We start from the raw sequence: 22899 nt of genomic DNA on the forward strand, positions 1-22899 counted from the left end.
TCTGCTATATAATTCTTATGATTATAAACTGTGAAAATTGCAATAAAAATTTTGAGGTAGACTCTAGTCTAATACCTGAAAAAGGAAGATTGTTGCAATGTAGTGCTTGTGATCATAAGTGGTTTTACAAAATTCCTAAATTTGTAGATTTAGAATTATCAGATAAAAAAATAATTGAAAAAAAAGATGAGAGTTTACAAATAGAAAGTAAAAAAGAAGAGATCAATACAAAGAGCAAACAAAATAATTTTGGTAATATTATCTTTAAGAGTTTTGCATATTTTGTTGTTTTTTTTATAACAATCATAGCTGTAATTATTATATTAGACACATTTAAATCAGCTCTAAGTAGTATATTTCCCAATTTAGAGCTATTTTTATTTAATTTAATTGAAACATTGAAAGATATTAGTTTTTTCATTAAAGATCTCATTTCATAAATTATGATTAATTATATTTCAAAGCCCTTTAAATGGTTTTTTAAATTAGAAGCAGCAAGTGGTTTAATTTTGCTAATAGCTGCTATTTTAGCTCTTATTATAAGTAATAGTAATTTTAGTGATCTATACTTTCATTCATTAGAAAAATATTTGTTTATCGGAATAAATGAATTTGGACTTAAACTTTCTGTTCATCATTGGATAAATGATGCCTTAATGGCAATATTCTTCTTTTTTGTAACATTAGAAATAAAAAGAGAATTTTTACAAGGTGAGCTATCGAATTTAAAACAAGCTTTACTCCCAATTATTGCTGCAATCGGCGGCATGGTAATACCTGCTTTATTCTATGTAGTTATCAACTATGGTAATGCCGAAACAATTAATGGTTGGGCAATTCCATCAGCTACAGATATAGCTTTTTCTTTGGGTATATTATCGCTTCTTGGTTCAAGAGTGCCTATATCTTTAAAAGTTTTTTTAACAGCTCTTGCAATAATAGATGATCTAGGTGCAATATTAATCATTGCTTTCTTTTATTCTGGTGATTTGAGTATAATGAATTTGGGTTTAATCTTATTATCATTTATCATTTTATTGATATTAAATAAGTTTTCAGTCAAAATATTTACACCATATTTGATTATTGGTTTATTTATGTGGTACTTCACTTATAAATCAGGAGTACACGCAACAATAGCAGGTGTTTTATTGGCATCTACAATTCCACATAGAGTTAAAGATAAAGATTTTTCTTTGCTAGTAAAATTAGAACATGCCATTTCACCTTATGTTGCTTTTTTAATTATGCCTATATTTGCTTTTGCAAATGCAGGTGTAAGTTTGAGTGGATTAACATTTAATACTTTATTAAACCCTGTTCCATTAGGAATATTACTTGGTCTATTTTTTGGAAAGCAAATAGGTGTTTTATTTTTTTCTTATATATCGATAAAATTAAAATTTGCGGACATGCCTAATAATTCAAATTGGTTAAGTATTTACGGAGTCTCAATATTAACAGGTATTGGTTTTACCATGAGTTTATTTGTCGGTAATTTAGCTTTTGCTAATGATCTTCAGTACATAGACGGTGTTAAGATTGGTGTTTTAACTGGCTCCTTACTATCAACAGTATTTGGTTATTTATTATTGTTAATATCATCAAAAAAAAGATGAAATTATCTAAATTAGTTATATTTATAACATTAATAATGTTTACATTCTTATCAAAATCAAATGCCAAATATGAAAAACTTTTTTATGATTTTGAAATTAAATCTATTACAGGCAAAAATATCAAATTATCAGATTACAAAGGTAAAACTATATTACTTGTAAATGTTGCAAGTAATTGTGGTTTTACAAAACAATATACAGATCTACAGAACTTATATGAAAAATATAAAGATCAGAACTTTTTAGTTCTAGGTGTCCCATCTAATCAATTTGGCGGTCAAGAACCTGGATCAAATCAGGAAATAAAAGAATTCTGTGAAACAAATTTTAATATAACATTTCCTATGACTGATAAGGTAAATGTGAAAGGAGATGATGCACATCCTATTTATAAATGGGCAAAAGATAATTACGGCAATTCTTCTGTTCCAAAATGGAATTTCCATAAAATTATGATTAATAAAGAAGGTAAAATTGAGGGATCTTATGGTTCATTTACAAAACCATTATCTTCAAAAATTATAAATACTTTAGAAAAGATTTTATAAATTTAAGGTCAATCCATCATAAGCAGGGATCACTTTTTTAGGCAATTGATTAAATAATACTTTGTAATCAAGGTCAGAATGTAAATTTGTTAAAATTGTTTTTTTTGGTTTAAAAATTTTTACTAATTCAAGAACTTTTTCTAAATTTAAATGTGATGGATGATGTCTATACCAAAGGCAGTCTATAACTAAAAATTTCAATTTTTTAAAATATCTAAAATATTTTTTTTCAATATTACTTACGTCACTTATATAGGCTAATTTTTGGTCAAAGATATAACAAATGCTTTTTACCTTTCCATGTGAAACGGGAAATGAATTTATCTTTATAGTTTTTTGATTATCTTTAATTTTCATAATGTTTTTTGTTTTATTGAGCTGAATAATTGCAGGATATTCTTTACTAAATGATTTAAAGCAATAATTGAAAGCTTTTTTTAAATATTTTGATGTAGCAGCATCAGCAAAAGCTGGGATAGTCCTTTTATTTCTAATATAGAAAATTCTTAGATCATTTATACCATGTGTTTGATCAGCATGCATGTGTGAATATAAGACATAATCTATATTATTAATTTTATTATTGATTAATTGTTGTCTTAAATCAGGCGAAGTATCAATTAGGATATTCTTATTAGCTGATTTTAATAAAGCAGAACATCTTGTTCTATAATTTTTTTTATTTTTTGGATCACAATTACCAAAATCACCATCAGCTCTAGGTACACCCATAGAACTACCACAACCTAATATTATAAATTTCATGAAAAATTAAATAATTTATTAAAATTTTTTGTAGTTTCAAAAACTAATTTTTCGAAGCTAATATTTTTGATTTCACTAAGTTTAATAGCAGTATGTTTAATGAATGAAGGTTCATTTTTTTTTCCTCTATTTGGAATTGGAGCCAGGAAAGGGCTGTCTGTTTCAATAAGTGTTTTTTCAATAGGTATATACTTAAATGTATCCTGTAAATCTTTTGCATTTTTAAATGTTATGATACCACTTGCTGAAAAAAAAGACCCAAGATCCAGTAATTTTTTTGCAAAATCTAAACTTCCAGTAAAGCAATGCATTAAAAGTTTTGGATTTTGATTTATATAATCTTTTAAAATCTCAAAAGTTTTAGTTTCAGCATCTCTTGAGTGTATTATTATAGGTAAATCTAAATCTATCGCAGCTTCAATATGATTTACAAAGCTAGTTTCTTGATTTTTTTCATTTGAATTTTTATAAAAAAAATCTAAGCCAGTTTCCCCTATTCCAATAATTTTTTCAAAAGGTTTTGAATTTTGAATAATTGATTCTTTTGTTAATTGATCATTATTTGTTTCATGTGGGTGTATACCAAAGCTACCATAAATCATTTCATCTTTTTGAATTAGTTCTTTAACATTTTGAAAACTGTTTAAAGAGGTACTTATGGTGAGTAATTTTGTAATACCCACATCTTTTGATCTTTGAATAACTGCTTCAAGATTATCAAATAATGGTTCATGATCTAAGTGACAGTGAGAATCAATCATTTTCTTTTTCAATTTTTTTAAATAGAATATCTATTTTTTTCAATTTGTTACCATGTTTTAAATAAGTATGATTAATGATTGAAGATAAATCAATATCATCCTCTTTCAAATTAAAAATTTCTAATGCTTTTAATGATGAAGATGGAATTATTGGATATAGTAAATAGGTTATTTTTCTTACAATTTCTAGAGTTGTATAAACTATAGTATTTAATCTTTTTAGATTATCCTTTTTTTTCCATGGTTCTTGATCATTAAAGTATTTATTTGCTTCAAATAAAGAGTTAACAATAAAATTAATATAAAAATTTACATCTTGATCATCAATTTTATTTCTTAATATTTCAATATTATTTTTGTAATTATTTAGGATTTTTTTATCATCATCATTAAATTCTATATCACTTGGTATCTTCTCTTCACAATTTTTTAAAGCAAATGCTGTTACACGTTGGCATAAGTTACCAAAATTATTTGCTAAATCACTATTAATACAATCCTCTAATCTGTCTTGAGATATGTTACCATCATTGCCAAAAGATACCTCTTTAATCAAATAATATCTTAATGGATCTAAGCCATAATTTTCAATTATTTCTAATGGATCTAAAATATTACCTTTTGATTTAGACATTTTTTCATTATCTGAAAGTATCCAACCATGACCATAAACTCTTTTTGGTAATGGTAATTTTGCGGCTAATAAAAATGCAGGCCAATAAACTGCATGAAATCTAAGAATGTCCTTTCCTATTAAATGAATTGAGGCTGGCCAAAATTTTTTAAAAAGATCATCATTTATATTTGGATAATTTAGTGCACTAAGATAATTCGTGAGAGCATCAAGCCATACATAGATGACATGATCATCATTATTTGGAACTTTAATGCCCCAGGAAAAACTTTTTCTACTAACTGATAAGTCTTTTAAACCACTTTTTACAAAACTGATAACTTCATTTTTTCTTGAACTTGGAGATATGAAGTTTGGGTTTTTCTCATAATATTCTAATAATTTATTTTCCCATTTTGATAATCGAAAAAAAAAAGATTCTTCCTCTATCCACTCAACTTTAGATTTGGACGATATAGCAATTTTTCCATTACCGTCATCCTCAATTTCATCCTCATTGTAGTAAGCTTCATCAGAAACAGAGTACCAACCTGAATATTTAGATAGATAAATATCACCTGATTTTTGAAGTTCATCCCACAAATATTGGACTGACTTTTTATGTCTTTCCTCTGTTGTTCTTATAAAATCTGTGTTTGTAAGATTTAATTTAGACGAAAGATCTCTAAATGTTTGACTGATCTCATTGCAAAATAATAACGGATCAATGTTTTTCTTTTCTGCAGCTCTTTGAATTTTTAACCCATGTTCATCAGTACCGGTCAAAAAATGAACGTTATAACCATCAATTCTTTTGAAACGGGCAAAAAAATCAGCAATTATACTAGAATAAGCATGCCCCATATGTGGTCTAGCAGAGGGATAATATATAGGAGTTGTTATATAGTAATTTTTATTCATCAATTTAATTGTTGATGCAATTTAAGAAAAATAGTTTCAGTATCAAGATTAAATTTGAACATATTATTTACAGAATTTATATGTAATTCAAATTTATGAAAATTGTAAGATAATTTATTAGATCGTACATAATAGAGTTCAATTAAATCGTAAATCAATTTTCCTAGAAGATTATCTTTTTTATAAATTTTTTCCTCAATAATCATCTTCAAAAAGTTTTTTAATTCTATTTTTGATAAATCAATGTCGTTAATTTTTAAAAATTGATAGATAGCTAGATAATCACCAACTGAAAAATATGGGCATATAAGATCTCTACTTAATAAATCATCCAAATCTTGATTGGTTAATTCTAAAAAAATTTTTTTTGTGTTTTCAAAACTTAAATTAATGTTAAATGATATGCATCTTGACTTAATTGTTGGAAGTATTTTGTTAGAATTATTTATTAATATGAAATGTATACCTTTATTTGGTTCTTCGAGAATCTTTAATAAAGCATTACTTGAATTCAAATTTAATCTTTCAACATTGTCAATAATCACAAATCTAGGCTTATCATTAAATGATGATTTATTACAAAAATTAATTAATTCTCTTATTTGGTCTATTTCAATATTTTTTTTCCCATCTTTAATTGTGATAAGAAAATAATTTGGAGAAGATTGGTTAATGATTAATTTGTATGACTTATTATTTACGTTTATTTTTAATTTTTCAATATCGTATTTGTGATCTTCATTTAACGATAGAACATAATTAACTAAATGATTAGTTAATGTAAATTTCCCTATACCCTTTTTTCCATTGAAAAGAATTTTCGTAGGTAATTGATCATTATCAACATAATTTTTTAATTCATCGAAAATTTTATTATGTCCAAATAGTTGTATTTGTTGCAACGGCTCTAAATTCATTTTATTATTTTTTGAATTTTTTTTATAATTAGTTCTTTATTAAAATTAATATCTAAATTTGAATTAACTATAGAATATTTAGAAGGTTTCTTTTTCGCAATTTTAACAAACCCCTTTTGAACTTTGTCATAAAAATTAAAATTGAATTTATCATATCTATTTAATTTTTTTCTATCTTTAAGTCTTTTTATCAAATTACTTTTAGAAACAAGATGTAAAAAAGTTAAATCTATTCTAATACTTTTTAACAAATCATTGTTAATCATATTAATCAATTTTAAACTTAAACCCATGCCAAAATGTTGATATGCAATGGTAGAGTCTACAAATCTATCTAATAGTATAATCTTTTTTTTATAATTTTTTTTTAATATTGAAACATTTTCACTTCTGGCAGCCAAATATAGTAATAAGTCAGTCTTTTGACTAAAAGTTGATTTGTTATCTAAGATAAGTTTTCTAATTCTTTCTGAGTTTTTTGAGCCGCCAGGTTCTCTAATTTTGATATATTCTTTTTTGTTTTTTTTTAAATATTGTTCTACATGTTTAATATGTGATGTTTTACCTGAGCCTTCTATGCCCTCGAAAACAATTATGGGTTTTTTAGACATCACCCCAAATTAAATAATTCAAAGATCTCATTAATCTTGAGAACATATTCAATTTCTTGACATCTTCTGTCGCAAATAAATCATATTCTCCAATTATTTCGTCTTGATAGACAACTTTTAATTTTCCTAAAACCTCATTCTTCATTATTGGAGCTTCAATAGGTCCTTCATAATTTACACTGACTTTTAAATTTCTTTTTCTTGCTTTTTTAATTGTTTTATAAATATCTTTATTTGTAGCAACTTTAACGGTTTCTTTTTTTCCAAGCCAAACTTCTATTTCGGAAATAGGTTCTTTTGCATCCGTGATTTTTACTAAATCAAAGTTAGTTAAGCCATAAGTTAAAATTTTAGTGCTTTCTCTGGATCTTGCATTTTTTGAATTAAAACCACTCCCCACAGCAATTAATCTTCTGCCATTTCTTATTATTGAAGATGCAAGGGAATATTTTTCTACAGCTAAATAGCCAGTTTTAATACCATCAGCACCAATATTTTTGTATAGTAATGGATTTCTATTGCCTTGAGTAATCGGATCCCCACCCGTTCTATTCCAAGTAAATTCTTTTGTAGAAAACCATTTATAAAATTCTGGATGTTCTTTAATCAAGTAACGAGACATTTTTAAAATATCTCTAACTGTAGAGTAATTATCTGGATGATTTATTCCTGATGAATTTGAAAAATTGGTGTTATCCATTCCTATTTTTTTAGCTTTTGAAGTCATCAAAATAGCAAACTCCTCCTCAGTTCCAGCAATACCTTCTGCTAAAGCTATACATGCATCATTTCCAGAAGCAGTAATAATACCATGCAGAAGATCTTCCACACTAACTTCATCACCAACCATTATAAACATTGAGGAATAACCTGCTGTAGATAATCGCCAAGCTTTTTCTGAAACTATAAATTTATCATCTAAACTTAAATCACCAGATTTTATTAAATCAAAAGCAATTATTGATGTCATAATTTTTGTCATTGATGCTGGATAAATTGATGCATCTGGATTTTTTTCGTACAGAATTTCACCTGATAGGAAATCTTGAAGAATAGCAGTACGAGCATTTATCTCTAAATTAGCAAAGCTATTTGAGGTTAAAAAATTTAATATACCAAGTAAAAATAAAATTTTTTTAATCATTTCTTAAAATTTCTAAATTATCAAAATTTAATATTGTCGCTTTAGTGTATGAATCTTCTAGTGATTTTATATCACTAAATGGACCCAATATAACTCTAAAATTTGTATCTGATAGTTTAATTACTTTATATTTATTGATTTTTGTTTCATTCTTTATCCTGTTAATCATCTGTTGCGCAGATTTCTCATAATAAAAATCCGCAACTTTAATTGAATAGATAATTTTTTTAATCTTAGTAGTTTTTTCTTTAGGTTTATCTTTGTTAAGGTCATTTATAATAATTCCATCTATAGGAGCTTTTTCTGCAACATTTCTTTCTTCATCAAAAGTTTTAGATTTTTTTGCTACAAATGATGAATTATTATTAATTAACTGAATTTCTATGTAGGGCTCATCTAAAGATATTTCTAAATCTTGAGATATTCGTTCTGTAATAACAGAATTATAAAAAGATGGGAAATCAACCTTATTTGATTTTACTTTTGCTATTAAACTTTTGCCGTTTAAAAGATTTGTTATTTTTATATTTGAGTTTCTTTTTAAATTCCTATTAAAAATTAAATAAGATCTGTTGTCTATTTTTTTTGAAACAACTTTAGAATTAAATAAATCATCATTATATACCAATGTAAAACCTTTGTTGGAATATTGGTCCTTAATAACAATTATTTCTTTTTTATTATTTTGAACATTGTTGACACAATTTGATATGAATAAAAAAATTATTAAAAAAAAAATCTTATTATATTTCATTCTTAAATTTATCTTTTAAAGTACAGACAGCCAAACTAAATCTTAATGACCTATTCCATTTTAGAATTACTTCATAATTATCAAACACTAAATACGCTGGTTTTAAAATATCTGGGTTTTCAACTATATCCTTATCGGGTGTTATAATACCAACCATTAAATTTTGATCTATATTTGAAGGATACGTATTTTCTTTTATATATTTTTTAAATGATTTGAGTTTTTTTTTATTCTTTATTTTTTTTGCTGATGTGTTTAAAAATTTAGAAGGTATATTTTCTTTTAATTCTATTTTTTTAAAACAAGGTTCATTCTTTTTCCAACCAATTTTTTTTAAATAATTAGCAGCTGATGCAAAAGCATCTACGTTATTCTTCAAATTCACTTTGTTGTCGTTATTATAATCAATCGCATAATTATTAATAGTGCTGGGCATAAATTGAAAAAAACCAAAAGCTCCAGCCCAAGAGCCAAAAAGAGTTTTGTAGTTAACTTTTTCAGACTCTATTAATTTTAGTAAAGTAATTAATTCATCAGTAAAAAATTTTGATCTTCTTTTATCAAAACTTAATGTTGCAAGCGAAGATAAAATATCCATTTTACCAACATAAGTTCCAAAATTTGTTTCAATACCCATGAGGGCAAGCATTAATTCTTTTTCTATATTAAATTCATTCTCAACTTTATCAATTAGGTCTAAATTTTTGCTATATATAAATATTCCTGACGTAACTTTTTTATTAGATGTCCTTTTTTGAATATAAGTTTTTGTGTCTTCATAAAATTCAGGCTGGTAACGATCATATTTAATTACATTTGGTAAATATTTTGTATTTTTAATAGTTAAATTAAAAGTTTCTTCAGAAATATTATTTTCTATAGCTTTCTTTTTGAAATCTAATTTCCATTTTTCAAATTCTAAATTTATATCTGCATAAGAATTTAAAAACAAAAAAAAGTAAGATATAAAAATTAAACTAATTTTTTTCATATAAATCTTTCAAATAAATAAATACAGCAATCCAGATAATAATAAAACTCACAAATTTTGTAGTTGAAAATTCTTCATTATAGTAAAAAAAGCCTAATAAAAACTGAAGTGTAGGTGTAATATAAAAAACCATTCCTGTTGGACCTAATCCACATAATTCAACACCCCTCACATATAAGAATAAAGGAATAACTGTCATTGGACCAGCTAAAGTAAGAAAAAGCATTAAAGATGGATTGGAAATATCAAAATCATTCGTCCCATTTTGAACTATTAAATAGAAAACAATTAAAGCAATAGGTAATATAAATAAACTTTCAATTAATAGACCAATATCTGTTTTAACATTAATTTTTTTTCTAAATAAATTATATAGAGCCCAACTAATAGCCACTAATAAACCCACCCATGGTATAGATTTAATGCTAAAAAAAATTAAAAAAAGAATAGAAATTATAACCAAAGAAATTGCTAAAATTCTTTTGAAATTTAATTTTTCTTTAAAAAAAATATATCCAAACAAAACACTAATGATTGGCATTATAAAATAACCAAAACTAGCATCAATAATTCTGTTTGTAGCTACAGCATATATCCAAACTGACCAATTTGTAAAAATTAAAAAACCAGAAATAAATAAATAAATTAAGTTTTTTCTAATTTTGATTGTTGCAATAAATTCATTCCATTTAAATAAAAAAGTAGTAGTTAGTATTAACGATACTGCTGTCCATAAACATCTGTGAACAATAACTTCTATATATCCAATAAATGAAATTGCTTCAAAATATATAACTCCTATGAACCCCCACCAGAAAGAGCCTAAACCAGTTAAAAATAGTCCTTTATTGAAATGTTTATCCATTAAAAAAATACATAATTTATTAGACTAATCTTTAAATGATTTTCTTGTTGAATTAAATAATTATGATTATAAAAGACTTCTCACGGAGAGATGGCTGAGCGGTTGAAAGCACCGGTCTTGAAAACCGGCAAAGGGGCAACTCTTTCCTGGGTTCGAATCCCAGTCTCTCCGCCATCTATTTTTTCATTTTAAACTTTCTAAAACTTTTTGTGACAAAATTTTCGTCTATTTTTAATTTATTAATTTCGTTATTATAAAACCTTAATAAAATATCATCATCTATATTCAATAAATTTTCTAAATTATATAATTCAGCGATATCTAAATCATCAATTATACTTTTTACAAATGTACCAATTAAGTTATCCATTTCTTTAGTGCCTCTATAATTAGATCTATAGAGAATTTTTTTTTTTAAATTATCAATACTGTTATTCATTGATAAATTATATTAATGATTCTTATGAATAAAAATAGTCATAAATTTTTATTATCTGATTTGTCTAATTTAAAGGGTGTAGGAAAAAGAATTGAAAACTTACTCAAAAAAAAAGGTGTAAATAATATATTTGATTTATTATGGAAATTACCAAAAACTTACACAGATCGTAGTTTTACATCTAAGATTAAAGATTTAAAAATTTCAAATATAGAAACAGTTTCAGTAATTCCATATAAATATTCATTTCCAAGAATTAGAAATTTACCTAATAGAGTTTTGTGCAAAGATGAAACTGGTCAGTTGGACTGCGTATTTTTTAACAGTTATGAAGGTTACATTAAAAAAATATTACCATTAGGAAAAACAGTTACTATTAGTGGAAAAATATCACATTTTAAAAACAAATATCAAATCACAAACCCAAAACATATTTCAGAAAATGAAGAATTAGTAAAAGGGAAGCATAATGAATATTCATTAACAGAAGGTATAAGTCAAAATGTTTATAATAAAATAATAAAACAAATTTTAGAAAATCTTCCTGATCTCAAAGAGTGGCATAGTAAAGATATTTGTAAAATTTTTAATAATATTTCCTGGAATAAATCTATTATAGAATTACATAGGCCAGAAAATATAGGCAAACACTCTGAAAATTTCTATCAACGGTTAGCCTATGATGAAATTTTTTCTTTTTTTTTAGTAAATTCAGAAATAAGAAAAAAAATAAAAAAGATTAAAAAACAAAAAAAAATTTTTGATATTAAAGACCAAAACCGTATCATATCAAAGCTTAATTTTAATCTTACTAACGATCAAAAAAAATCACTAGAACAAATTAATAAAGATTTAAACTCATCAACAAAAATGTTTAGATTATTACAAGGAGATGTGGGTAGTGGAAAAACAATTGTTTCTTTGCTAGCTGCGCTTAATTCTATTAAATCTGGTTTTCAAGTTGCTTTTATGGCTCCGACAGAAATATTAGCAAGACAACATTATAAACTTGCTAAAGATTTATTCGAAAATGATATTTCTATAAATTTATTGTCTAGTAAATCAGAAACTAAAATTAAAAAAGAAATTATCAAAAAATTAGAAGAAAAAAAAATTGATTTAATTTTTGGAACACATGCAATTTTTCAAAAAAAAATTATTTTTAAAAAATTAGGATTAGTAATTATTGATGAACAACATAAATTTGGTGTTAATCAAAGAAAAAGATTGTCGGATAAAGGTGGTGATAACTGTGATGTTTTATTAATGTCAGCAACACCAATTCCAAGAACATTAACTATGACTATTTATGGTGATATGGATCTTTCAATCATTAGAGAGAAACCTAAATCAAGAAAAGAAGTTATTACATATAGTAAGTTGGAAAGTAAAATTGACGATGTTTTAAAATTTATCCAAAAAGAAATAAAAAATGAAAATCAAATATTCTGGGTTTGTCCTTTAATAGAAGAATCAAAAAAAATTGATCATGCCTCTGCTATTTCTAAATTTAAATTTTTATCTAAAATATTTCCAAATCAAGTTGCCTTGCTTCATGGAAAAACTGATATGGAAGAAAAAGAAATAATACTTAATAAATTTCTTAAAAGAGAATACAAGATATTAGTTTCAACGACAGTAATAGAAGTTGGTATTGATTTCCCAAATGCAACTGTAATTGTAATTGAAAATGCTAACAAATTTGGAATTTCACAATTACATCAATTGAGAGGAAGGGTTGGTAGAGGATCTAAACAATCCAATTGTATTTTAATGTTTAAATCCAACTTAAGTGAGAATGCAAAAAAAAGAATTAAAATTTTAAAAAAGTCTAACGATGGCTTTGAAATTTCAGAAGAAGATATGAAATTAAGAGGTTATGGAGATATATTAGGTTTTAAGCAAAGTGGCATAAAAAATTTTAGACTTGCCGACCCTATTCACAATGGTGACTTATTCGAAATTGCTGAAAATGAAATAAAAAGAATTGAAAATGAAAATGAAGATATAAGTGGATTCAAACAATTATTAAAACTATATGATAGAGCAGATATTATTAATGATATAGCTTAATTTTTATTATTTGATGTTCCTGCAGAAACAATAAATTTCGAGGCTTCTTCAAAAGTCATGTTTAAATAAATAACTTCATCAATTGGAAACATAAGTAAAAAGCCACTAGTTGGATTTGGTGTTGTGGGAACAAAAACGTTAATAAGTTTTTTATTTACTTTTTTAGCCATTTCACCATCGTTTTCTTTTGTTGCAAAGCCAACAGCCCAAACACCTTTTCTTGGGTATTCAATTAAAACAACACTTTTTTTATTATCATCTTTTTTTGAAAATGTTTCAGTCATTTGAACTATAGCGGAATAAACTGTTCTTAAAAAAGGTATTCTTTTAAATAAGTCGTCTATTAGTTTTAATATTCTTTTACCTAAAAAAGATAACGAAAGACCACCAACAAAGGTAATAAAAACAATTGATATTAATATTTCTATACCTGGAATTTCAAAAGGTAGATAATTATTTGGATTAATATTTTTAGGTAAAATCTTTGAAGATATGCCTATTAAAATTTTACTTAAATATAAAGTAAAACCTATAGGTATTAAAACAACAACACCAGCAATAAAATAGTTTCTAAGTATTAGGGAGATAGATCTTCTTTTTTTACTCATTTAATAGTTAATTATAGCTTGAATAAACAACAAAACTAATTGCAATTATAAAAAGTACAGCTAGAATTTTATTATTAAGATTCATAATAACATATTAACAATTATATTATAAATGGATAGAAGAAAATTTTTAACTTATGCTGGTTGTGGTTGTTGTAGTTTCATTTTGAATTCTTGTACTACTGCTCCAATTACTGAAAGAAAACAACTAAAATTAATACCTGAATCAAAACTAAATGCGCAAGCAGCTCAAGTATACGAGCAAGTAAAAGAAAAAGAAAAGTTGAGCGATGATACAGCTAAACTTAATGAGATTAAAGAAATTGGAAGAAAAATGGAAAATTCGATTAGTGAATATTTTTACATTTCAAAATTAGATGATCCAACTGTGAATTTTGACTGGGAATATATATTGATTGATAACAAAAAAATTAGAAATGCATGGTGCATGCCAGGTGGAAAGATAGCTGTTTACACTGGAATGCTAGAAGTTACCAAGAACAATGACGGCCTTGCAGCTGTAATGGGTCACGAGATAGCTCATGCTGTTGCAAAACACTCTGTAGAAAGAGCTAGCAGAGGAATGCTTTTAAATACTGGAACCAGAGTAATTGATATATTTAGTGGTGGTATTCTTTCAGATATTAATAGAACAACAGGAATGGATACAGTTGGGCTATTATCTCAATTAGGAATTATGAATCCTTTTAACAGAAAACAAGAAAGTGAAGCTGATTACTTAGGAATGATTTTTTCATCCTTATCTGGTTATGACATTAGAGAAACTAGAAAAATTTGGGAGAGAATGAAAGAATATAATAAAGGTAAAGAAACCCCAGAATTTATGAGCACGCATCCATCATCTGATACTAGAATAAAAAATATTGATGAATGGGTTAATGAAATAATTATTGATTACCCACCTATTGCATTATAATAAGTGGTGAGCCGTGCTGGGCTCGAACCAGCGACCCATTCCTTAAAAGGGAATTGCTCTACCAACTGAGCTAACGGCCCACAAATCAAAAACGATTGAAGTTTATATACAGATTTATTTCTATATATCAAATGTCAATTTAGACAAATTTTTTAAATAATTACAACTTATCAATGTATTTATCATGAAATTCATCAAAAGTACCATTTTCGATATTTTCTCTTATTGCTTTCATTAATTCTTGATAAAAATTAATATTATGAAGTGTTAGAAGCATTGAAGCTAAGATTTCATTAGTATTAAATAAATGATTTAGGTAATTTTTACTGTACTTATTTAAATCAAAATTTTTACAATTTTCATCTAACGGCGAGTTGTCTGATTGATACTTATTGTTCTTAATATTTACTCTACCATTCCAAGTAAATGCCAAACCAGTTCTACCTGATCTTGATGGTAACACACAATCAAACATATCAATACCTCTTTTTACTGCACCTAAAATATCTGAAGGAGTTCCTACACCCATCAAATAATGGGGTTTATTTTCGGGAAGATAATCTTTGACACCATCTAATACATCAAACATTTCTTTTTGAGTTTCCCCCACAGCTAATCCACCCATCGCATAACCATCAAAATCTATCTTTTCTAATTCTTTCAAAGATTTTAATCTTAGATCATTGAACAAACCTCCTTGCACAATACCAAATAAAGCTTTATGTGGATTTTTACCAAATGCATTTTTTGATCTCTCTGCCCAATGCAATGATAACTCCATAGATTTTTTAATAATGTTGTAATCTGTTGTTTTTTTTGGACATTCATCCATAATCATTACAATATCTGAGTTAAGACCTAGTTGTATTCTGATACTTTCTTCAGGACTCAAATAATATTTTTTTCCATCTACATGAGAATTAAAAATTGCTCCTTTTTCTCTATCTATTTTATTTAGTTTAGACAAAGACATAACTTGAAAACCTCCAGAGTCAGTCAATATAGGTAAATCACAATTCATGAATTCATGTAACCCTCCTGCTGATTGAATACGTTCAACTCCAGGTCTGATCATTAAATGATAAGTGTTTGATAAAATTATATCTGAACCAGTTTTTTTTATATCGTCTATAAAGCAAGCTTTAACTGTCGCTTGTGTTCCAACAGGCATAAATGCAGGTGTTCTAATATTGCCTCTGTGAGTTTCGATTACACCTTGTCTTGCGTATTTATCTTTATTTAATAATTTGAAGGCAAAGTTCTTTAATGCCATCTAAGAAATTTTTCTTATAAAGATTTAAAACTTATAATTTTATCTGGATTGTCAACAGCACCATTGTTGTTACTATCACCTCTTTTGATACTATCTACATGTTCCATACCTTCTATAACTTTCCCAAAAACAGTATACTGATTATCTAAAAAAGGTGCTGGTTTAAAACAAATAAAAAATTGACTATTTGCACTATTTGGATCTTGCGATCTTGCCATTGATAAAGTTCCTCGATCGTGAGGTAAATTATTGAACTCTTGATTTAAATCAGGCAAATCAGAACCACCCATACCTGCTCTTCTTAAATCATAATTATCATTTGAAGAATTGCCAAATTGAACATCGCCAGTTTGTGCCATAAAGCCATCTATGACCCTATGAAATACTACGCCATCATATTTACCACTATCTGCTAATTCTTTAATTCTTTTTACATGATTGGGGGCAACATCTGGAAATAGTTCAATTTTTACATCTCCATCTTTTAATTTTAAAATCATTATATTCTCCTCAGCTATTGATTGGTTGATTGTTAAAAAAAATAAAATAAATAAATTAATTAAAAATTTTTTCATAATTTTTCTTTTAAAGATTTTATTGTACTTTTGGTAGTAAATTTTCCAATATTACCATTTAATTTTACAATTTCTTTTACAAATCTAGATGAAATAATTTGGTTTTCTACGTCAGACATTAAAAACAAGGTTTCAATGTTTGAATCTAGTTTTCTATTCATACCTGCTAATTGGAATTCATATTCAAAATCTGAAACGGCTCTTAATCCTCTTAGTATTATGTTCGACTTATATCTTTTGCATAAATCGGTAGTTAATGATGTAAATGAAACAACAATAATTTTATTTTTATTTAGTTTAAGGTCTTTGAATAATGCGTTTTTTACAATATTAATTCTTTCTTCGGAATTGAATAAGTAAGATTTGTTTTGTACATCTGATACACCGACTACAATCTTGTCAAAAAGCTTTAAACCTTTTTTTATAACATCAATATGACCAAAGGTAATTGGATCAAAAGTTCCAGGATAAATAGCGGTTTTTGACATTAAACTAGGTTATCATCTATTTTAGTTGCTGAAACAACTTTTTCATCACCAGATAATTTAATAATCCTAACACCTTGTGTATTTCTTCCAGCTGTTCTTATTTCTTTTACTGCAACTCTAATAACTCTACCTTTGTTAGTAGAAATAATAATATCATCACCTTCAAAAACTGGAAATGATGATGATACATTTCCATTTCTAGCTGAATTTATAATACCTATAATTCCTTTTCCACCTCTATTAGTCACTCGGTAATCATTGTGAGAGGTTTTCTTACCATATCCATTTTCAGTTATTGATAATATAAATTTTTCTTTTGCTATAATTTCAGATTTTTCTGTAGATGATTTTTTTCCATTTTTACTTAATTTATCGTTTTGAATTATTGATAATGAAACAATTTGATCATCTTTTCCAAGTTCAATACCTTTTATTCCTTTAGATGATCTACCTTTAAATACTCTTAGTTTTTTTGTCTCAAATCTGATGCATTTACCAAGTTTAGTACTTAAAATAGCATCTTGATCATCTCGACATATTTTAACACCTACAATTTTATCATTAGGGTCAAGTTTCATAGCAATCTTACCTGCTGCATTAATTGAAGAAAAGTCTTCAAGACTATTTTTTCTTACTTTACCTTGGGATGTAGCAAAAATTATCATTAAATCTTTGGAGTCTGCATCATCCTCAGGGTAAGGCATGATTGAACTTATAGATTGATGGTTTTTTAACGGTAAAATATTAAATAATGATTTGCCTTTTGATACAGATGAGCCTTCAGGAATTTTCCAAGCTTTCACTTTATAAACCAAGCCTTCAGTAGAAAAAAATAAAACAGATGTGTGAGTATTTACGGATAAAGTTTGAACTACGGAATCTTCTTGTCTAGTTGTTATTCCAGTCTTTCCTTTCCCCCCTCTTTTCTGTTGTTTCACATTGTTTAAAGAACCTCTTTTAATATAGCCTTGCAATGTTACAGTTATGATTACTGCTTCTTTTTGAATTGTTTCTTCTATATCGTAATTTAATACAGCATCAATAATATTTGTTCTTCTTTTAACTGAGAACTTTTCTTTTATATTTTTTAGTTCTTCACTTATAACTCTTAATAATTCTTTTTTTGATGAGATAATTTTTTTATATTTAGCAATTAGCTCTGCAAGCTTTTTAATTTCAACTTCAATTTCATTAATACCTAAAGCGGTAAGTTTTTGTAATCTTAATTCCAATATAGCAACAACTTGTGGCTCAGATAAACTGTATAATCCTTTAGATTTTTTACTTTCAACTAAAGAAATAAGTTTTTGAGATTTGTTAATTTTCCATTTTGTATTTAATATAGCTTTTTTGGCATCATCCGGTGTTTTTGAAGATCTAATAATTTTTATAATTTTATCTAAGTTTTCAACTGATACAGAGAGACCGATAAGTATATGCGCTCTCTCTTCCGCTTTTTGAAGATCAAATTTTGTTTTCTTTATTACAACATCTTCTCTAAATGATAAAAAATTAGTTAGGAAATCTTTGAGGTTACAGGTTTGCGGTTTACCTTCCACAATAGCCAATGTATTAAAACCGAATGAGCTTTCTATTTGAGTATTTTTATATAATTGTCTTTTTACAGTTTCAGGTTCAACACCATTTCTTAAATCTATAGCAACTCTTATACCTTCTCTACTAGACTCATCTCTTATATCTTTGATACCTTCAATTTTTTTTTCTCTTACCAATTGAGCTATTCTCTCATTTAAAACTGATTTATTTACTTGATATGGAATAGATGTAATTACAAGTCTTTCTCTTCCATTTTTCATTTGTTCAATTGAGATTTGACCTCTTACTTTAAAGGATCCTCTTCCCTTGCTGTAACCTTGCTTGATTATGTCTTTGCCTATAATCACTCCACCTGTAGGAAAATCTGGTCCAGGGATATGTTTCATTAATTGTTTTACTGTAATATCTTTATTTTCAATTAAAGCTAAAGTTCCATCTATTATTTCACCAAGATTATGTGGTGGAATACTTGTGGCCATACCAACTGCAATACCACCTGCACCATTAACTAATAAGTTTGGATATTGAGAAGGTAAAACTGTTGGTTCTTTTTCAGTTTCATCATAATTACTTTTAAATGAGATTGTATTTTTTTCTATGTCATCAAGCAAAAATTGAGCAACTTTTGAGAGTCTTGTTTCTGTATATCTCATAGCAGCTGCTGGATCTCCATCAATTGATCCAAAATTACCCTGACCTTCAACTAAAGGTAAACTCATAGAAAAATCTTGAACCATTCTTACTAAAGCATCATAAACAGATTGATCACCATGAGGGTGGTATTTACCTATAACATCCCCGACTATTCTTGCAGATTTTCTAAATTGCTTAGACCAATCATACCCACCTTTATACATTGCATACAGAATTCTTCTATGAACCGGCTTTAATCCATCTCTAATATCGGGAAGAGCTCTAGAAACAATTACACTCATTGCATAAGATAAATATGATGAGCTCATCTCATCATGCATAGAGATCAGTTTTATATTATTGTCTTTTGGTAATTCTGTTTTTTGCATTACTTAATTAAAATGGAATATCATCATCCATTTCATTTGATACTTGTGAATTGTCAGACATATCATTTGAAACTTGAGACATTGAGTCATTTTGAATACCGCCAGACCCACTTCCACCACCTAACATTGTGAGTGAAGAATTATAACCTTGAATTACAATTTCAGTAGAATATTTATCTTGTCCAGACTGTTCATCTTTCCATTTTCGAGTTGTTAGTTGTCCTTCTACATAAATTTGAGCACCCTTTTTCAAATATTGTTGAACTACATTTACTAAACCTTCATTAAATACAACTACACGGTGCCATTCTGTTTTTTCTTTTTTTTCACCTGTATTTTTGTCTTTCCAACTTTGACTTGTTGCCAAACTTAATCTAGCAACACTTTTACCATTAACCATTTGTTTGATTTCTGGGTCTGCGCCTAAACGACCAATTAATAATACTTTATTTAAACTTCCTGCCATAATATTTTAATATTTGTTAATTAAATTAAATAGATTTATATCACACTTTACTCTGAATAATAATTTTATTAGACAAAGCAACAAAAATTTATGATCAAAAAGATACTTATTAAGGGGGCAAAAGAACATAATTTAAAAAATGTTTCCCTTGAAATTCCAAAAGATAAATTTGTGGTAATAACAGGGTTATCTGGATCAGGAAAATCTTCATTAGCATTCGATACAATTTATGCCGAAGGGCAAAGAAGATATGTTGAAAGTCTTTCTGCATACGCAAGACAATTTTTAGATAAAATGAAAAAACCTAATGTAGATCTTATTGAGGGTTTAAGTCCTGCAATATCAATTGAACAAAAAAATACTTCTAAAAATCCAAGATCAACTGTTGCTACTGTAACTGAAATTTATGATTATATGCGTGTCTTATATGCAAGAGCTGGTATTCCCTACTCCCCTTTTACAGGTAAGCCAATTACATCTCAAACTATTTCCCAAATAGTAGACAAAATTAAAGAGCTACCAAAAAAATCTACAATATATTTATATGCTCCTGTCGTTAGAGGTAGAAAAGGAGAATATAAAAAAGAAATTCAAAGTTATAAAAGAAGAGGATTTAGAAAGATTAAAATTGATAATGTCTTATACGATATTGATCAATCTCCTGAATTAAATAAAAAAGTTAAACATGATATTTCAATTTTAGTTGATAGAATTGTATTAAATTCTTCATTAGGAAATAGATTAGCAGAAAGTATTGAAACAGCAGTAAATCTTGCAAATGGTTTATTATTTGTTGAATATGAAGATGAAACACTTCCTAAAAAATTTAGAAAAATAGAAAGCTTAATCTTTTCAACAAAATTTGCTTGTCCTGAAAGTGGTTTTACAATTGAAGAAATAGAACCAAGATTATTTTCATTCAATAGTCCATTTGGAGCATGTGAAGAATGTGAAGGTATAGGTGTAAAATTAAACGTAGATCCAAATCTTGTAATTCCAAATGATAAAAAAAGTATAGCTGATGGCGCTATTGAACCTTGGGCTAAAACAACAACAATGTATTACGCTCAAACTCTAGCTTCTTTGGCTAAACATTATGGTTTTTCATTAGAAGATAAGTGGAACAAAATACCCAAAAAAATCAGAGATGTTATTTTATATGGATCTGATGATGAGGAAATAAAGTTTAATTATGATGATGGGTATGAAAAATACTCACATAAAAAAACATTTGAAGGAGTAATTAACAACCTTGAACGACGTTATCTAGAAACAGATAGCGATTGGAAAAGAGAGGAAATCGCTCAATATCAATCAGATACAAAATGTGAAAGATGTAATGGACACAGGTTAAAGGATGAAGCTTTGTGTGTAAAAATTGATAATCTACATATAAGTGAAGTAACTGAAAAATCTATAAGTGATGCTGCTAAATGGTTTAATGACTTAGAGAAAACATTAGACAAAAGACAATTAAAAATTGCTGAACATATTCTTAAAGAAATTAATGAAAGACTAAAATTTTTATTAAATGTTGGTTTAGATTATTTAACACTATCAAGAGAGTCCAGCACTCTTTCTGGTGGTGAAGCTCAAAGAATCAGATTGGCATCACAAATTGGTTCCGGTTTAACTGGAGTACTTTATGTTTTAGATGAACCATCTATAGGTCTTCATCAAAAAGATAATGTTAAATTGATTAGTGCTTTAAAAAGATTAAGAGATCTAGGTAATACAGTTATTGTTGTTGAGCATGATACTGAGACAATGGAAAATGCTGATCACATTATTGATTTAGGTCCTGAAGCTGGAAGTAAAGGTGGTGAAGTTATTGCCCAAGGTACAATAAAAGAAATTACTGCTAACAAAGAAAGTATAACTGGAAAATATTTATCAAACAAATTTAGAATAGATGTTCCTAAAAAAAGAAGGCTTGCAAAAAACGGAAGGTTTTTAGAAATTACTGGTGCATCAGGTAACAACCTCAACAATGTAAATCTAAAAATACCACTAGGTAGTCTTACTTGCGTAACTGGAGTTTCAGGTAGTGGTAAATCAACACTAGTTTTACAAACATTATACAATGCTCTCAACCTTGCTTTAAATAATAACAAATCAAGAAAGATTCCAAAACCTTTCAAAGGATTTAAAGGTACTGAACTAGTTGATAAAATAATTGATATTGATCAATCACCTATTGGTAGAACTCCAAGATCAAATCCCGCTACCTATACTGGAGCATTTGGTCCAATAAGAGATTGGTTTACAGCTTTACCTGAGTCTAAATCAAGAGGATACAAGCCTGGAAGATTTTCATTTAATGTTAAAGGTGGAAGATGTGAGGCTTGTGAAGGTGATGGTGTTATTACTTATGAAATGCACTTCTTACCAGATGTATATATTCAATGTGATGAATGTAAAGGAACACGATACAATAGAGAAACTCTTGAAATAAAATTTAAAGATAAAAGTATTGCAGAGGTGTTGAATATGACTGTTGATGAAGGATGTGAGTATTTTGAAAATATTTCAAATATAAAATCAAAACTTTTAACTCTAAAAAAAGTAGGTTTAGGCTATATAAAAATAGGACAACAGGCCACTACTCTATCTGGAGGAGAGGCTCAAAGAATAAAACTTGCTAAAGAACTTTCAAAAAGATCTACTGGGAGAACAATGTATATTCTTGACGAACCGACAACAGGGTTACATCAACATGATATTAAAAAATTATTGGAAATTCTTCACACATTTGTTGCTTTAGGTAATTCGGTCGTAGTAATTGAGCACAATTTAGATGTTATCAAAACTGCTGATTATATAGTGGATATGGGTCCTGAAGGTGGTGTAAAAGGCGGTCAAATTATAGCTGAAGGTAAACCTGAAGAAATCGTTAAAGTTAAAGAGAGTTATACAGGCAAATTTTTAAAGCCCCTTTTAAACTAATTAATC

22 protein-coding genes and 2 tRNA genes are annotated in these 22899 nt (G+C 27.2%); 7 read left to right on the forward strand and 17 right to left on the reverse strand.

Going from position 1 to position 22899, the window contains the following annotated elements:
• Positions 1-17 precede the first annotated feature (17 nt).
• From ACTT9U_RS04700 to ACTT9U_RS04710, 3 genes are read left to right on the forward strand one after another with little or no spacing between them, the layout of a single operon-like run.
• The gene (locus ACTT9U_RS04700) at positions 18-440 is read left to right on the forward strand and encodes a zinc-ribbon domain-containing protein (protein ID WP_440932027.1); all 423 of its coding nucleotides are present in this window, start codon (positions 18-20) and stop codon (positions 438-440) included.
• A 3-nt stretch (positions 441-443) separates the two neighbouring features.
• Entirely contained in the window at positions 444-1619 is a 1176-nt protein-coding gene (gene nhaA / locus ACTT9U_RS04705) for a Na+/H+ antiporter NhaA (RefSeq protein ID WP_440932028.1), read from the forward strand.
• The gene (locus ACTT9U_RS04710; protein WP_440932029.1) at positions 1616-2167 is read left to right on the forward strand and encodes a glutathione peroxidase; all 552 of its coding nucleotides are present in this window, start codon (positions 1616-1618) and stop codon (positions 2165-2167) included. The genes nhaA and ACTT9U_RS04710 overlap by 4 nt, the downstream gene beginning before the upstream one ends.
• On the opposite strand, the gene ACTT9U_RS04715 is transcribed toward ACTT9U_RS04710, so the two are convergent.
• From ACTT9U_RS04715 to rarD, 9 genes are read right to left on the reverse strand one after another with little or no spacing between them, the layout of a single operon-like run.
• A complete protein-coding gene (locus tag ACTT9U_RS04715) occupies positions 2162-2932 on the reverse strand; it encodes an MBL fold metallo-hydrolase (RefSeq protein ID WP_440932030.1) in 771 nt (256 codons plus the stop codon). The genes ACTT9U_RS04710 and ACTT9U_RS04715 overlap by 6 nt on opposite strands.
• Positions 2929-3693, reverse strand: a complete 765-nt coding sequence (locus tag ACTT9U_RS04720) for a TatD family hydrolase (protein WP_440932031.1) — start codon at positions 3691-3693, stop codon at positions 2929-2931. The genes ACTT9U_RS04715 and ACTT9U_RS04720 overlap by 4 nt, the downstream gene beginning before the upstream one ends.
• Positions 3686-5227: a methionine--tRNA ligase gene (gene metG, locus ACTT9U_RS04725; protein ID WP_440932032.1), complete on the reverse strand. Its 1542-nt coding sequence runs from the start codon at positions 5225-5227 to the stop codon at positions 3686-3688. The genes ACTT9U_RS04720 and metG overlap by 8 nt, the downstream gene beginning before the upstream one ends.
• Complete coding sequence (locus ACTT9U_RS04730; RefSeq protein WP_440932033.1) at positions 5227-6144, reverse strand: AAA family ATPase; 918 nt, start codon at positions 6142-6144, stop codon at positions 5227-5229. The genes metG and ACTT9U_RS04730 overlap by 1 nt, the downstream gene beginning before the upstream one ends.
• A complete protein-coding gene (tmk, locus tag ACTT9U_RS04735; RefSeq protein ID WP_440932034.1) occupies positions 6141-6755 on the reverse strand; it encodes a dTMP kinase in 615 nt (204 codons plus the stop codon). The genes ACTT9U_RS04730 and tmk overlap by 4 nt, the downstream gene beginning before the upstream one ends.
• A complete protein-coding gene (locus ACTT9U_RS04740) occupies positions 6748-7899 on the reverse strand; it encodes a D-alanyl-D-alanine carboxypeptidase family protein (protein ID WP_440932035.1) in 1152 nt (383 codons plus the stop codon). The genes tmk and ACTT9U_RS04740 overlap by 8 nt, the downstream gene beginning before the upstream one ends.
• Positions 7892-8653, reverse strand: a complete 762-nt coding sequence (locus ACTT9U_RS04745) for a hypothetical protein (protein ID WP_440932036.1) — start codon at positions 8651-8653, stop codon at positions 7892-7894. The genes ACTT9U_RS04740 and ACTT9U_RS04745 overlap by 8 nt, the downstream gene beginning before the upstream one ends.
• Positions 8643-9644, reverse strand: coding sequence for a lytic murein transglycosylase (locus ACTT9U_RS04750; protein WP_440932037.1), 1002 nt, complete (start codon positions 9642-9644; stop codon positions 8643-8645). The genes ACTT9U_RS04745 and ACTT9U_RS04750 overlap by 11 nt, the downstream gene beginning before the upstream one ends.
• Positions 9631-10509: an EamA family transporter RarD gene (rarD, locus tag ACTT9U_RS04755; RefSeq protein ID WP_440932038.1), complete on the reverse strand. Its 879-nt coding sequence runs from the start codon at positions 10507-10509 to the stop codon at positions 9631-9633. Before rarD ends, ACTT9U_RS04750 begins: the two co-directional genes overlap by 14 nt.
• Before the next feature lie 84 nt (positions 10510-10593).
• Between rarD and ACTT9U_RS04760 the strand changes: the two genes are divergently transcribed.
• Positions 10594-10683: transfer RNA gene (locus ACTT9U_RS04760), tRNA-Ser, on the forward strand.
• 1 nt (position 10684) lies between these two features.
• On the opposite strand, the gene ACTT9U_RS04765 is transcribed toward ACTT9U_RS04760, so the two are convergent.
• Entirely contained in the window at positions 10685-10948 is a 264-nt protein-coding gene (locus tag ACTT9U_RS04765) for a succinate dehydrogenase assembly factor 2 (RefSeq protein WP_440932039.1), read from the reverse strand.
• Between the two features lie 24 nt (positions 10949-10972).
• Here ACTT9U_RS04765 and recG point away from each other — a divergent pair, with 24 nt between their 5' ends.
• Entirely contained in the window at positions 10973-13021 is a 2049-nt protein-coding gene (recG, locus tag ACTT9U_RS04770) for an ATP-dependent DNA helicase RecG (protein ID WP_440932040.1), read from the forward strand.
• Here the strand turns inward: recG and ACTT9U_RS04775 are convergent.
• Positions 13018-13629 carry a DUF502 domain-containing protein gene (locus ACTT9U_RS04775; RefSeq protein WP_440932041.1) on the reverse strand — a complete coding sequence of 204 codons (612 nt, stop codon included), beginning with the start codon at positions 13627-13629 and terminating at the stop codon, positions 13018-13020. The two genes, recG and ACTT9U_RS04775, sit on opposite strands and share 4 nt — an antisense overlap.
• A gap of 112 nt (positions 13630-13741) precedes the next feature.
• Here ACTT9U_RS04775 and ACTT9U_RS04780 point away from each other — a divergent pair, with 112 nt between their 5' ends.
• Entirely contained in the window at positions 13742-14566 is an 825-nt protein-coding gene (locus ACTT9U_RS04780; protein WP_440932042.1) for a M48 family metallopeptidase, read from the forward strand.
• A 4-nt stretch (positions 14567-14570) separates the two neighbouring features.
• On the opposite strand, the gene ACTT9U_RS04785 is transcribed toward ACTT9U_RS04780, so the two are convergent.
• The 6 genes from ACTT9U_RS04785 to ssb form a co-directional block, all read right to left on the reverse strand.
• Positions 14571-14646: transfer RNA gene (locus tag ACTT9U_RS04785), tRNA-Lys, on the reverse strand.
• 80 nt (positions 14647-14726) lie between these two features.
• On the reverse strand, positions 14727-15839 hold the full coding sequence (gene tgt, locus ACTT9U_RS04790) for a tRNA guanosine(34) transglycosylase Tgt (protein ID WP_440932043.1): 1113 nt from the start codon (positions 15837-15839) through the stop codon (positions 14727-14729).
• Positions 15840-15853: 14 nt separating this feature from the next.
• Positions 15854-16414 (reverse strand): peptidylprolyl isomerase, encoded by a 561-nt coding sequence (locus ACTT9U_RS04795; protein WP_440932044.1) that lies wholly within the window; start codon positions 16412-16414, stop codon positions 15854-15856.
• A complete protein-coding gene (coaD, locus tag ACTT9U_RS04800; RefSeq protein ID WP_440932045.1) occupies positions 16411-16902 on the reverse strand; it encodes a pantetheine-phosphate adenylyltransferase in 492 nt (163 codons plus the stop codon). Before coaD ends, ACTT9U_RS04795 begins: the two co-directional genes overlap by 4 nt.
• Positions 16902-19481 (reverse strand): DNA gyrase subunit A, encoded by a 2580-nt coding sequence (gyrA, locus tag ACTT9U_RS04805; RefSeq protein ID WP_440932046.1) that lies wholly within the window; start codon positions 19479-19481, stop codon positions 16902-16904. Before gyrA ends, coaD begins: the two co-directional genes overlap by 1 nt.
• A 7-nt stretch (positions 19482-19488) precedes the next feature.
• Positions 19489-19947: a single-stranded DNA-binding protein gene (ssb, locus tag ACTT9U_RS04810; protein ID WP_440932047.1), complete on the reverse strand. Its 459-nt coding sequence runs from the start codon at positions 19945-19947 to the stop codon at positions 19489-19491.
• Positions 19948-20037: 90 nt separating this feature from the next.
• On the opposite strand from ssb, the gene uvrA reads away from it, so the two are divergent.
• A complete protein-coding gene (gene uvrA / locus ACTT9U_RS04815) occupies positions 20038-22893 on the forward strand; it encodes an excinuclease ABC subunit UvrA (protein WP_440932048.1) in 2856 nt (951 codons plus the stop codon).
• Positions 22894-22899 lie beyond the last annotated feature (6 nt).

Origin of the sequence: Candidatus Pelagibacter sp., assembly GCF_052049975.1 — a bacterium.
GTDB lineage: Bacteria > Pseudomonadota > Alphaproteobacteria > Pelagibacterales > Pelagibacteraceae > Pelagibacter.

Bases quoted from the DNA above. Each gene is read 5' to 3' on its own strand.
- ACTT9U_RS04700 (WP_440932027.1), top strand. From the start codon at position 18: ATGATTATAAACTGTGAAAATTGCAATAAAAATTTTGAGGTAGACTCT.
- nhaA (WP_440932028.1), top strand. From the start codon at position 444: ATGATTAATTATATTTCAAAGCCCTTTAAATGGTTTTTTAAATTAGAA.
- ACTT9U_RS04710 (WP_440932029.1), top strand. From the start codon at position 1,616: ATGAAATTATCTAAATTAGTTATATTTATAACATTAATAATGTTTACA.
- ACTT9U_RS04715 (WP_440932030.1), bottom strand. From the start codon at position 2,932: ATGAAATTTATAATATTAGGTTGTGGTAGTTCTATGGGTGTACCTAGA.
- ACTT9U_RS04720 (WP_440932031.1), bottom strand. From the start codon at position 3,693: ATGATTGATTCTCACTGTCACTTAGATCATGAACCATTATTTGATAAT.
- metG (WP_440932032.1), bottom strand. From the start codon at position 5,227: ATGAATAAAAATTACTATATAACAACTCCTATATATTATCCCTCTGCT.
- ACTT9U_RS04730 (WP_440932033.1), bottom strand. From the start codon at position 6,144: ATGAATTTAGAGCCGTTGCAACAAATACAACTATTTGGACATAATAAA.
- tmk (WP_440932034.1), bottom strand. From the start codon at position 6,755: ATGTCTAAAAAACCCATAATTGTTTTCGAGGGCATAGAAGGCTCAGGT.
- ACTT9U_RS04740 (WP_440932035.1), bottom strand. From the start codon at position 7,899: ATGATTAAAAAAATTTTATTTTTACTTGGTATATTAAATTTTTTAACC.
- ACTT9U_RS04745 (WP_440932036.1), bottom strand. From the start codon at position 8,653: ATGAAATATAATAAGATTTTTTTTTTAATAATTTTTTTATTCATATCA.
- ACTT9U_RS04750 (WP_440932037.1), bottom strand. From the start codon at position 9,644: ATGAAAAAAATTAGTTTAATTTTTATATCTTACTTTTTTTTGTTTTTA.
- rarD (WP_440932038.1), bottom strand. From the start codon at position 10,509: ATGGATAAACATTTCAATAAAGGACTATTTTTAACTGGTTTAGGCTCT.
- ACTT9U_RS04765 (WP_440932039.1), bottom strand. From the start codon at position 10,948: ATGAATAACAGTATTGATAATTTAAAAAAAAAAATTCTCTATAGATCT.
- recG (WP_440932040.1), top strand. From the start codon at position 10,973: ATGAATAAAAATAGTCATAAATTTTTATTATCTGATTTGTCTAATTTA.
- ACTT9U_RS04775 (WP_440932041.1), bottom strand. From the start codon at position 13,629: ATGAGTAAAAAAAGAAGATCTATCTCCCTAATACTTAGAAACTATTTT.
- ACTT9U_RS04780 (WP_440932042.1), top strand. From the start codon at position 13,742: ATGGATAGAAGAAAATTTTTAACTTATGCTGGTTGTGGTTGTTGTAGT.
- tgt (WP_440932043.1), bottom strand. From the start codon at position 15,839: ATGGCATTAAAGAACTTTGCCTTCAAATTATTAAATAAAGATAAATAC.
- ACTT9U_RS04795 (WP_440932044.1), bottom strand. From the start codon at position 16,414: ATGAAAAAATTTTTAATTAATTTATTTATTTTATTTTTTTTAACAATC.
- coaD (WP_440932045.1), bottom strand. From the start codon at position 16,902: ATGTCAAAAACCGCTATTTATCCTGGAACTTTTGATCCAATTACCTTT.
- gyrA (WP_440932046.1), bottom strand. From the start codon at position 19,481: ATGCAAAAAACAGAATTACCAAAAGACAATAATATAAAACTGATCTCT.
- ssb (WP_440932047.1), bottom strand. From the start codon at position 19,947: ATGGCAGGAAGTTTAAATAAAGTATTATTAATTGGTCGTTTAGGCGCA.
- uvrA (WP_440932048.1), top strand. From the start codon at position 20,038: ATGATCAAAAAGATACTTATTAAGGGGGCAAAAGAACATAATTTAAAA.